This is a genomic window from Catenibacterium sp. AM22-6LB (assembly GCF_003435615.1).
GTDB classification, from domain to species: Bacteria; Bacillota_I; Bacilli_A; order Erysipelotrichales; family Coprobacillaceae; genus Catenibacterium; species Catenibacterium mitsuoka_A.
In genome coordinates this window covers 87,685-99,375 of record NZ_QTUM01000001.1, presented here as the reverse complement: position 1 = coordinate 99,375, position 11,691 = coordinate 87,685, and the positions used below count along the sequence as shown (strand labels likewise).

General features: G+C 33.8%; 12 protein-coding genes and 1 other annotated feature. All 12 genes read left to right on the top strand.

What is annotated here, in order from left to right; translation table 11 throughout:
* The first annotated feature begins 36 nt into the window (after positions 1-36).
* The 12 genes from DW269_RS00505 to mreC all read left to right on the top strand — a co-directional run bounded on the left by DW269_RS00505 (position 37) and on the right by mreC (position 11,690).
* On the top strand, positions 37-960 hold the full coding sequence (locus DW269_RS00505; RefSeq protein WP_117458076.1) for a hypothetical protein: 924 nt from the start codon (positions 37-39) through the stop codon (positions 958-960).
* Positions 961-1,024: 64 nt separating this feature from the next.
* Positions 1,025-2,305, top strand: a complete 1,281-nt coding sequence (gene tig, locus DW269_RS00500) for a trigger factor (RefSeq protein ID WP_117458075.1) — start codon at positions 1,025-1,027, stop codon at positions 2,303-2,305.
* Positions 2,306-2,349: 44 nt separating this feature from the next.
* A complete protein-coding gene (gene lon, locus DW269_RS00495) occupies positions 2,350-4,674 on the top strand; it encodes an endopeptidase La (RefSeq protein ID WP_117458074.1) in 2,325 nt (774 codons plus the stop codon).
* 1 nt (position 4,675) lies between these two features.
* On the top strand, positions 4,676-5,272 hold the full coding sequence (gene yihA / locus DW269_RS00490; RefSeq protein ID WP_117458073.1) for a ribosome biogenesis GTP-binding protein YihA/YsxC: 597 nt from the start codon (positions 4,676-4,678) through the stop codon (positions 5,270-5,272).
* A 72-nt stretch (positions 5,273-5,344) separates the two neighbouring features.
* Positions 5,345-5,647, top strand: coding sequence for a PTS sugar transporter subunit IIB (locus DW269_RS00485; RefSeq protein WP_022424314.1), 303 nt, complete (start codon positions 5,345-5,347; stop codon positions 5,645-5,647).
* Between the two features lie 59 nt (positions 5,648-5,706).
* Positions 5,707-5,909, top strand: a binding site (T-box leader).
* Positions 5,910-5,939: 30 nt separating this feature from the next.
* Positions 5,940-6,575 carry a hypothetical protein gene (locus DW269_RS00480; RefSeq protein WP_117458072.1) on the top strand — a complete coding sequence of 212 codons (636 nt, stop codon included), beginning with the start codon at positions 5,940-5,942 and terminating at the stop codon, positions 6,573-6,575.
* Complete coding sequence (locus DW269_RS00475; protein WP_117458071.1) at positions 6,553-9,177, top strand: valine--tRNA ligase; 2,625 nt, start codon at positions 6,553-6,555, stop codon at positions 9,175-9,177. The genes DW269_RS00480 and DW269_RS00475 overlap by 23 nt, the downstream gene beginning before the upstream one ends.
* An 88-nt stretch (positions 9,178-9,265) precedes the next feature.
* Positions 9,266-9,418 carry a hypothetical protein gene (locus DW269_RS12695; protein WP_187012533.1) on the top strand — a complete coding sequence of 51 codons (153 nt, stop codon included), beginning with the start codon at positions 9,266-9,268 and terminating at the stop codon, positions 9,416-9,418.
* Positions 9,419-9,458: 40 nt separating this feature from the next.
* Positions 9,459-9,620 carry a hypothetical protein gene (locus tag DW269_RS12690; RefSeq protein WP_022424318.1) on the top strand — a complete coding sequence of 54 codons (162 nt, stop codon included), beginning with the start codon at positions 9,459-9,461 and terminating at the stop codon, positions 9,618-9,620.
* A 49-nt stretch (positions 9,621-9,669) separates the two neighbouring features.
* Positions 9,670-10,074 (top strand): hypothetical protein, encoded by a 405-nt coding sequence (locus tag DW269_RS00470; RefSeq protein ID WP_117458070.1) that lies wholly within the window; start codon positions 9,670-9,672, stop codon positions 10,072-10,074.
* Positions 10,075-10,097: 23 nt separating this feature from the next.
* Positions 10,098-10,775 carry a DNA repair protein RadC gene (gene radC / locus DW269_RS00465; RefSeq protein ID WP_117458069.1) on the top strand — a complete coding sequence of 226 codons (678 nt, stop codon included), beginning with the start codon at positions 10,098-10,100 and terminating at the stop codon, positions 10,773-10,775.
* Between the two features lie 63 nt (positions 10,776-10,838).
* On the top strand, positions 10,839-11,690 hold the full coding sequence (mreC, locus tag DW269_RS00460; RefSeq protein ID WP_230310111.1) for a rod shape-determining protein MreC: 852 nt from the start codon (positions 10,839-10,841) through the stop codon (positions 11,688-11,690).
* The last annotated feature ends 1 nt before the right edge of the window (position 11,691 follow it).

Here is an 11,691-nt window from a genome sequence, read left to right as displayed (position 1 = left end):
CTAATTTTGATAAAATGGAAACTCAAGGAGGCAAACATGATAGAAGAACTTATTGAAGAAGGCCAGTATCAAGTCGCATTAAGTCGTTTGACAGATATGGATGACGAGATGACTAGATATTATCGTCTTGTATGCTTGAATGCATTAGAAGATTATCAAAGATGTATGCAGGAAGGGGCCGTTGCGAAAATGCAGGCCAATAACACTTATTATGAAGTGACTGCTTTATATTTAAATGCTTTAAAAGAACTTGAAGAATATGAACAGGCAATTAATATTCTTATTGAAGAATTATCCATGCCTTATATCCCTCAGCAGTATGAAAACTTATTCAATGCAGTTTATGATGAAATTATTCTTATGAAACAGGAAAAGAATTACCAGCTAGAAAACAAGAGTACCATTATGTCTGCACAGGAAATTGGACGTCTGCTTGATAGAGATGAAGTGAATGATGATTTAATTTATATGGCCCTTGATCAATTACAGCAGTTAAACATCCGTATGATCATGCCTGAAGTAGCAAGATTTTTAAAAAATCCTCATAAGTCATCTTTTGCGAAGACACTTATTATGGAAATCTTGATTGATCAACAGGTGGATGAGGAATTCACTGTAGTGAAAGGTGATGAAACATATTACTTTAATGGCTCTTATAGTCCTTTAGTATTAGAAAGAGAATGTTATACATTGATTGGTAAATCTCTTTCAAGAGTATTAGAAGATGATAATCCTACGCTTCTCTCACAATGTCTCGATTATCTGGAATATTATCTTTATACTATTTATCCTAAGGATATTATGCCAGAAGACTGTGATCTAGTAGCAGCAACACTACACTATTACGTTGCAACATTACAGAATATGCCAGTCGATCCATCTGATATAGAAATTGACTACAATTGCGATTTATCAGATGTAGAAAAAGAAATATTAGCACTCAAACAATTAGAGTGTTAAATTGTTGCATTGCATGAATCTTTCATGTATAATAGCAATTGCAAATAGTAAAGGAGATTAAGAAATGAATACAGAAGTTAAAAAACTTGAGAAATCAATGGTTGAAATCAAAGCCGTTTTCGATACAGAAGAATGGGCAACAGCTCAGGAAAAGGCTTTAAATAAGTTAGCTGGTTCAGTTAAGTTAGATGGTTTCAGAAAGGGACATGCTCCAAAGAATTTAATCAAAGCTAAGATTGGTGCTAAGGCATTAAGAGAACAGGCTGTTGAAGAAATCTTAAGCGAAAACTATGCTAAGATCTTCGTTGACAACAATGTAACTCCAGTTGCTCAGCCAACTGCAAACATTGTTAAGTCTACTGAAACTGAATTAGAAGTAACTTTCACTTGTCCAGTTAAACCTGAATTCGAATTAGGTGAATACAAAGGATTAGAAGTTAAGAAGGCTCAGGTAAGAGTAACTAAGAAAGATGTTGAAGAAAGATTAAATGACTACCAGAAGCAGTTCGCTGAATTAGTAGTTAAAGAAGAAGGAACAGTTGAAGAAGGCGATACAGCTGTTATCGATTATGAAGGTTTCAAAGATGGTGTTGCTTTTGAAGGCGGAAAAGCAGAAAACTATTCACTTGAAATCGGTTCTCACTCATTCATCCCTGGATTTGAAGAAGGTCTAGTTGGTATGGCTGCTGGTGAAGAAAAAGAAATCAACTTAACTTTCCCTAAAGAATATCATGCAGCTGATTTAGCAGGTGCTGAAGTAGTATTCAAGGTTAAGGTTCATGAAATCAAAGCTAAGGTTTTACCTGAAATTGATGATGAATTAGCTAAAGATGTTAACATCGAAGGTGTTGAAACATTAGAACAGTTACAGGAAAAGATTAAAGATCAGATCAGAACTATGAAGAAGGCTGAAGCTGAAAATAAGTTCAATGAAGAAGTAATCAAAGCTGTTGTTGCTAACAATACAATTGATGTACCAGATGCAATGGTTGATAGCGAAGTTATGAACATCATTAACGAAATCAACCAGAACTTATCTCAGCAGGGATTAAACATTGAATTATACACTAAGATGACTGGTAAGACAATGGATGATATCAAAGCTGACGTAAGAGATCAGGCTGAAGAAAGAGTTAAGTTAAACTTAATCCTTGATGAAATCGTTAAGGCAGAAAACATTGAAGTGACTGATGCAGAAATGGAAGATGAAATGAAAGAAATCGCTACATACTACAACATGCCACTTGAAGAAGTTAAGAAGGTTCTTGGTGGTCAGGAATATGTAGTAAAGGGTGATTTAACTCACAGAAAGGCTCTTCAGTTAATTAAAGATAATGTGAAATAAGACGCCTATGCGTCTTATTTTTTCTAAGAAAGGAGAAATAGGTTATGGAAAATTTAAATGTAACAGTTGATCTTCCTGTTATTTGTACGCGTGGTATGCTTGTATTTCCAGGACATGAATTGTCTTTGGATGTAGGACGCACATTTTCCTTAAATGCAATGGATTTAGCCGTAAGTCAGCATGATTCTAATATTGTATTAGTCTCACAGATCCATCCTTTAGAAGAAGAAATCAATTTTGACATGGTATATCACCATGCCACACTTTGTAAGATTACAAAACGTATTAAGAAAGATAACCATGGAACAATCAAACTTACTGTAGTAGGTGAGAAGCGTGTTGAATTAGAATCACTTTATACTGAAGGTGAATGCTATTATGCAAAGGTGCGCTATTTAGAAGATATTCATGGTGATCCTAATGAAGAAACTGCGCTAGTACGTAAGTTGACTGAACAGATGCAGTCAATGAATGGGGCTAGTCAGTTGTTACCTAGAGAATTAATTTCAAATATTACTCATGGTTTATCAGCAAGTGAACTTGCTGATACTATTGGTCATTATATTAATTCTGATTTAGTAGAAAGAGAAAAGATTTTGGCTGAACCAGATATTAATAAACGTCTTTTGTTAGTTCTTGCATCTATGCAGAAGGAAAAGGCTATTAATGAAATTGAAAATTCTATTAATAATCGTGTTAAGAAGAGTATTGATGAAAACCAGAAAGAATTCTATTTAAGAGAAAAGCTTAAGGCAATTAAAGAAGAATTAGGTGATGCACCTAATGGTGAGGATGAAGTTGAAAGATTCCGTTCTATGATTAAGGATAATCCTTATCCACAGAATGTAAAAGACAAGTTAACTGAAGAGTTAGCACGTTATGAAATGATGCCTTCTACTTCACCAGAAGCTAATGTCGTACGTACTTATCTTGACTGGATGACTAAGCTTCCTTGGTTTGAAATGACTGAAGATAATCAGGATATTACTAAGGTAGAAAAAATTCTTGATGAAGACCATTTCGGTTTAAAGAAACCTAAAGAAAGAATTGTAGAACAGCTTGCTGTTAAACAGATGACTCAGTCTTTAAAGGCACCTATTATTTGTTTAGTAGGTCCACCAGGTGTTGGTAAGACTTCTATTTCTAAGTCTATTGCACGTGCTTTAGATCGTAAGTTTGTTAAAATTTCTTTAGGTGGTGTGACTGATGAATCAGAAATCAGAGGTCATCGTAGAACTTATTTAGGTTCTATGCCAGGTCGTATTATTCAGGGTATGAAAAAAGCAGGTGTCATGAATCCTGTCTTCTTATTAGATGAAATTGATAAGATGGCAAGTGATTATAAGGGTGATCCTACAAGTGCTATGCTTGAAGTATTAGATCCTGAACAGAATTCTATGTTCTCAGATAACTATATTGAAGAACCCTATGATTTATCACAGGTTTTATTTATTGCAACAGCAAATGATCTAGGTGGTATTCCTGAACCATTACGTGATAGATTAGAAATCATTGAACTATCTTCATATACAGAACAAGAAAAATTAATGATTGCGAAAGATCATTTAATTAAGAAAGAACTTAAGAATCATGGTTTGACTGATGAACAGTTAACTATTACTGATGATGCGTTAATGTATATTATTAGACACTATACACGTGAAGCAGGTGTACGTCAGTTAGAAAGATTAATTGCAGCAATCTGTAGAAAATCAGTATTGAAGATTCTTAAGAAAACAACTGATCATGTTGCTGTGGAAGTAAACGACTTAGAAGAATTATTAGGTAAAGCACCTTTTGACCATACAAAGAAACAGCCTAAACCTCAGGTAGGTGTAGTCACTGGTCTAGCATGGACACAGTTTGGTGGAGATATTCTTCCAATTGAAGTCAATCACTTCAAAGGCAGTGGTAAATTCATCGTCACTGGTCAACTTGGTGATGTCATGAAAGAATCTGCTTCAATTGCGTTAGACTATCTTAAGGCACATGCTGATAAGTATAGCTTAAAGGATATTGATTTTGATAAGCAGGATATTCATATTCATGTACCTGAAGGTGCAGTAAAGAAGGATGGTCCTAGTGCTGGAGTCACTTTAACAACTGCTATCTATTCAGCTTTCACACAAAAGCCTGTACGTGATGATGTCGCAATGACAGGTGAAGTGACATTAACAGGTAATGTATTACCAATTGGTGGCTTAAAAGAAAAGTCTATTTCTGCACATCGTTCTGGTATTCATACAATTATTATTCCTAAGGATAATGCGAAAGATATTGATGATATTCCAGAATCTGTAAGAAATGATTTAACTATCATCACAGCAGATCATATTGATACTGTTTTAGAAAATGCGTTGGTAAAGTAATATGTATACAATTAAAAAAGCCGAATTCATGTTATGTGCAGCCTGGTCTAGTCAGTGGCCAGATGAATCATTACCTGAAGTAGTGATGGCTGGACGCTCAAATGTAGGTAAATCAAGTTTTATCAATACAGTAACCAATGTGCAGGGACTTGCAAAGGTCAGTTCAACTCCTGGTAAAACACGTACTCTTAATTTCTTTAATATTAATGATGAAATAAGACTTGTTGATGTACCAGGATATGGCTATGCAAAGGTACCAAAGAAGATGTTAGAGCAGTTCTCAGAAATGATTGACAATTACTTACGTAATAGAAAGAATCTAAAAGCGATGATTCTTATTGTGGATTATCGTCATAAACCTAAAGATGATGATGTAACAATGTATGATTATGCCAAGCATTTTGGTATTCCTGTTATTGTTGTTGCAACTAAAGAAGATAAGCTAAAACGTAATGAACTTGTTAAAAATGAGAAGCTGATTAAAGAAACATTGGATTTTGATCCAAGTGACCACTTTGTCCGTTTTTCTAGCTTAAAGAAAAAAGGTGTCAGAGAAGTCTGGGATTGTATCTTAGAATTATGCGAAGAGAGATCATAACATCTCTCTTTTTTCTTTCTTCACAAACGTCTTATTTTAGTATATAATGTGTCGCAAGAAGGGAGTTTTTTGATGATTAAGATTTTATTATGCTGTGCATCAGGGATGAGTACAAGCTTACTTGTAGAAAAGATGAAAAGAGCAGCGACTAAGCAGAATGTCGAAGCTGAAATTTGGGCAGTGAATGCTGAAAATACAGATTTAAAGGATGTAGAAGCTGATATTATTTTCCTTGGACCACAGGTTCGTTATGCAAAGGAAGAAATTCAGAAAACTGTTGGTTCTATTCCAGTATATATGATTGGTATGAAGGACTATGGTATGATGAATGGTGATTCAGTTCTTGCCCAGGCTTTAGAATATCTAGGTAAATAAGTTTAGAATATCTAGGTAAATAAGTTCATTGACTTATAGTAAAGCCTTTGGTAGAATAATAACAAGCGTTGAAGAGGAGGAGTACAGTTATTCTTCTTAAAGAGACCTCTTGGCTGGTGTGAAAGAGGAGAGTGAAGACTGGAAGGTAGCCTTGGAGCATATTTGGTGAATGAAGTAGCCAAATACGTAATACTGCGTTAAAGTAAAGAGACATACAGAGTATGTGAAATAAGGTGGTACCACGATATAAGTCGTCCTTATGCACATGCTCTTTTTTATTTAAGGAGGAATTATGGAATACAGAACACCGATATTGGTTGCTTTTACTCTATTTATAATCACATTATGTTATTTCTATTATAAGAAAACAAAAGCAATCAAAGACAAACAGATGGAAGAAACGTTACGATTTGCGGATTTCAAAGATGAAAACAAGCATTTCACATCAGAAAAATTTGATGCATGCAGTGATAAGGATTTAGTCAATTTAATTGTTGCACTTATTGGTGATTTAGAAGATGAAGATGAAAACTTCCTAGATAAATTAAATATGGAAGAAAGAACTGTCTATGGTATCAGTCAGTTAAATGAATGTGTAAGTACTACTAAAACAATTAGATCTTTCTTTGAAACACCTGCTTATTCAGTATATGCGGATGAATTAGAAACTTATTTCAATAATGTGCGTGAACCGCAGATTGCAGAATTAGTAAAAAGTGCAAGAAGATTGAATGAAATCATGGAAAATGGTGAAGAAGATGAAGATATGGGTGATTATTCTTCTTATAATTTCTCAGACTTCACACATGAATATATTACTATGATTGCAGGTACTGATTTTATGCCAAAGTTAACTAAGTATATTAGAGAACATAAAGAATCATTTATTGAGGGGGACGAAACAAATGAAGAAAGAGTTACCAACTAAATATGACCATTTAGCTGTAGAAAAAGGTAAATATCAGCAGTGGTTAGATAAGGAATACTTTAAAGCAGGTGATTTAACAAAGAAGCCTTATAGTATTGTTATTCCACCACCAAATGTAACTGGTAAATTACATTTAGGACATGCATGGGACACTACTATGCAGGATATGATTATCCGTTATAAGAGAATGCAGGGTTATGATGCATTATGGTTACCAGGTATGGACCATGCTGGACTTGCAACTCAGGCTAAGGTAGAAGCTAGACTTAGAGAACAGGGTATTTCTCGTTATGATTTAGGTAGAGAAAAGCTTGTTGATAAGATCTGGGAATGGAAAGAAGAATACGCAGATATCATTCGTGCACAGTGGGCTAAATTAGGTTTATCACTTGATTATTCAAAGGAAAGATTTACTTTTGATGAAGGTTTATCAGATGCTGTTAGGGAAGTCTTTGTTAGATTATATGAAAAGGGATTAATCTACCAGGGTGAAAAGATCATTAACTGGGACCCAGTACAAAGAACTGCATTATCAAATATCGAAGTATATCATGAAGATATTGAAGGTCATATGTACTACTTCAATTATCATATTGTTGGTTCTGATGATATTTTAGTCATTGCCACTACACGTCCAGAAACAATGTTTGCTGACCAGGCAATTTTCGTACATCCTGATGATGAAAGATATAAGAAATATGTTGGTATGAAAGCAATCAACCCTGCTAATGGTGATGAATTACCAATTATGGCTGATAGCTATATTGATCTTGATTTTGGTACTGCTGTTATGAAATGTACACCAGCACATGACCCAAATGACTTCCAGCTAGCAAAAAAGTACAATCTTCCAATGCCTAAGTGTATGAATGAAGATGGTACTATGAATGATTTAGCTGGTAAATATAAAGGAATGGATCGTTTTGAATGCCGTGAAGCTTTATTAAAGGATTTTGAAGCAGCAGGTGTTGTAGATCATATTGAAACTATTGTGCATTCAGTGGGTCACTCAGAACGTTCTCATGCGATTGTAGAACCTTATTTATCTAAGCAGTGGTTTGTAAAGATGAAGCCATTAGCTGAAAATGCATTAAAGAATCAGAAAACTGATGATAGAGTAGATTTCGTTCCAGAAAGATTTGAAAAGACATTCTCTAACTGGATGAACAACATTGAAGACTGGTGTATTTCACGTCAGGTATGGTGGGGACATCGTATTCCTGCATGGTACAACAATGAAACAGGTGAATTATATGTAGGTAGAGAAGCACCTAAAGACGTAGAAAACTGGACTCAGGATGAAGATGTTCTTGATACATGGTTCTCAAGTGCTTTATGGCCATTCTCAACTATGGGCTGGCCTAATACAGAAGATCCAATGTATAAGAGATATTTCCCAACTGATACATTAGTTACTGGTTATGATATTATCTTCTTCTGGGTAAGCCGTATGATGTTCCAGTCAATCGAATTTACTGGTAGAAGACCATTCAAGAATGTTTTAATTCATGGTTTAATCAGAGATGAACAGGGTCGTAAGATGTCGAAATCATTAGGTAATGGTGTTGACCCAATGGATGTTATTGATGAATATGGAGCTGACTCATTAAGATGGTTCTTATTAAATAACTCTTCACCAGGAGCTGATATGCGTTATGTACCAGCTAAATTAAAATCTACTTGGAACTTCATTAACAAGATCTGGAACAGTGCACGTTATGTATTAATGAACATTGATGAAGATCAAAAGTTAGAAGAATTAGATTATGCAACACTTAACTTAGCTGATAAGTGGATCTTGAATAGATTAAATGAAGTAATCAGAAGTGTTGATGAAAACATGGATAAGTTTGAATTTATCAATGTAGGAACTGAATTATATCGTTTCATCTGGGATGATTTCTGTTCTTGGTATATCGAATTATCTAAACTTCATTTAACAGGTGATGATGAAGTTGCTAAGAAATCTGCATTAAACACACTTGTTTATGTATTAAATACTATTGTTAGATTATTACATCCAATCATGCCATTCGTTACTGAAGAAATCTATCAGGCTATTCCACATAATGAAGAATCTATCGTTATTTCTAAATGGCCAGAAGTAAATCCAGAATATGATAATGACACAATCAATGATCAGTTTGCTTATTTAATTGATATTATCAAGGGCGTAAGAGAAATCAGACATACTTATGTTATCAAGAATAGTATTGAAGTTGATTATACAATCACTACTAAACAGGATGATCTTGAAGCATTATTAAAGGAAATTGCACCTTATGTCAGCAAACTGGTTAACGCAACTTGTGTAGGATATAATGTTCCAACAAGTAAGAATAATGCGACTGAAGTAATCAAGGGTGGTAATACACTTAATATTGATTTAGGTCAGTATATTGATATGGAAGCTGAAAAGGCAAAGGTTGAAAAAGAAATCAAGAAGCTTGAAGGTGAAATCAAGCGTGGTGAAGGTATGTTATCTAACCCTAATTTCACATCTAAAGCGCCAGCTGCAAAAGTAGAAGCAGAAAAAGCTAAATTAGAAGATTATCGTTCTAAATATGCTGCAGCAAAAGAAAAACTTGCTAAGATGAACTAATCAAAAATCCCCATTTTGGGGATTTTTTTTAAGTAATTTCATTTTTTTAGACGTATAGATATAGTAGAGGGGGCAGAAAGGAGTAAAGATGTACGAACTATCTACGAAAAGACAACAGCAGATTAATGGTGGAAGTGTTATGTATCGTATTATATATGCACTTCTAGGTATTGCTGGCATGAAATTGTTGAGAGCATCTTTGAGTCATCTAAGAGGTGGAAGAGTAATAAGGATGAAATAGTTCATTTGTCTCATTTACAATATTTTAGAAAGGAGTAAATATGTACGAATTATCCGTTAGTAGCCAGGAACAGATCTGTGGTGGTAGTGCATTGACATATATTATTTATGCATTACTAGGAGTTGCTGGATTAAAACTACTTAGATCTGCTAAGGGTCGACTCAGATTAGGTCGTCTTATCACATTAGAATGGGGAAAATAAGAAGAGAAGGGTGCGAAACGCACCCTTATTTATAAGGAAGTGAAGGAAAATGGAAACAGTTGATAGAGAAGTAAGAATTGAGATAGATATAGTTGAATGTATATTTACGATAAATGGATTAAGCATACAAAGAGTGGATGTATTAGAAAATATTGAGAAATTAGAGAAACAATTATTCAGACAAAAGAGACGATTATCAAGAAAAGAACAAAATTCTAATAATAGTAAAGAAACTTTAGAGAAGATACAGAAAATAGAGAATAAATTGGATAATGTCTATAATGATTATATGAATAAATGCATTAGTGTAGTGATAAAAAGTAATCCGACTTGTGTCGTGATTGTTGAGAATAATCAAAAGTTTTTACAAAAATATTATGAGTTTGTAATAAGAATGAAAGTAAGATGTAAAATGCATGGAATTGAATTCAAGGTGTTAAATACATATACTTAAAAGGCAAATATGAGGTGAAATTTATGATCAAGGGACTTGAACAGTCTTCTCAACCAAGAGAAAAAGCACTCTTAAACGGTATAGAATCATTGACGGATGAAGAACTACTTGCATTATTATTAAGAACAGGTAATAAGGAGCAGTCAGTTTTAGATTTATCTTCTACAATATTAAGAGAAATACAGGGAATGAGTGGATTTCATTCTATTACTTTTGCAAAGCTATTATCTTTTAAGGGAATCAATAAAGCCAAAGCGATAGGGATTATGGCTGCTTTAGAATTTTCTAAGAGAATTAATATGCATACAGATATGAATGAGATATATGATAATCCAGCTAAAGTTTTCTATCATTTAGAAAACAAGATGTCCCATTTATCGCAGGAACATTTTTTGATTATGATTTTAGACAATCATAATCGTTTGATTGCGGAAAAGACATTATTTGTGGGAAGTGTCAATATGTCCATTGTTTCTGCAAGAGAAATATTCAGAGAAGCACTTGCTTTTAATGGGGTTAGTATCATTTGTGTACATAATCATCCTTCAGGGGATGCGCATCCTTCTAGTGAAGATATTAATATGACACAAAAACTTATAGAACTAGGAAAAATGATGAATGTAGATATAGTGGATCATATCATTATTGGAAGAAATCAATATTATAGTTTTAAAGCAGAGAGGGTCTGTTCTTCAATCTGATAACTGTTTTTCCTTATGATTGCATTTTTCAAAAAGAGATATTATAATGTATTCACCGAGGTGATGTCATTGTATAAAAAGAAGAAAAACAAGCATACAAGAAGAATGATCGTAATCACTGTTGTGTTGATTGTGACATCTGTATATGCTCTTGTATCAGGTATTACAGAACTGCCATTTTCAAGCGTATTTCAGGATACAATCGCAAATGCTGAATATTATGTTATCAAGGCACCAGTGAATTATGTAAAAAATGTATTTACTGAGTATCATGATCTTAAGCTTGTTTATCGTGAGAATAAGAAATTGAAGCGTTCACTTGATAATTATGCGAGTGAGCTTGCAATGAATGAAGTATTATCAAATGAATTGTCAGAAATGAAGAAGATTACGAACATTGAATCTTTACCTACTGACTATAAAGTTAAATATACAACTATTATTGAAAGAGATGCTGAATCTTGGAGTAATCAGGTGAAGATTAATATGGGAAGTAATTCTCAGATTCAAAAAGGTATGGCTGTTATTACTTCTAAAGGAATGATTGGAACTGTTACTAAAGTAGGTACTATTTCTTCTACTGTGACATTACTTTGTTCAGAAAATAATAGTGTTCAGCTTCCTGTTATGATTGTAGATGGAGAAAATACATATTATGGTTTAGTTAATAGCTATAATGTAAAGTCAGGTACTTATAAGGTTTCTCTCTTGTCAACAGTGGATAAAATTAAGAAAGATTTGAATGTGACTACGAGTGGTTTAGGGGGAAAAGGAAAGTCTCCTAAAGGAATACTAGTAGGTAAGGTTGTAGGATTTAATGAGGGTACTGATGCATCAGGCAAATATGTTACTGTAAAACCTTCAGTTAATTTTGATTCATTGAACTATGTAGCAGTTGTACAGAGGGTAAACTAAT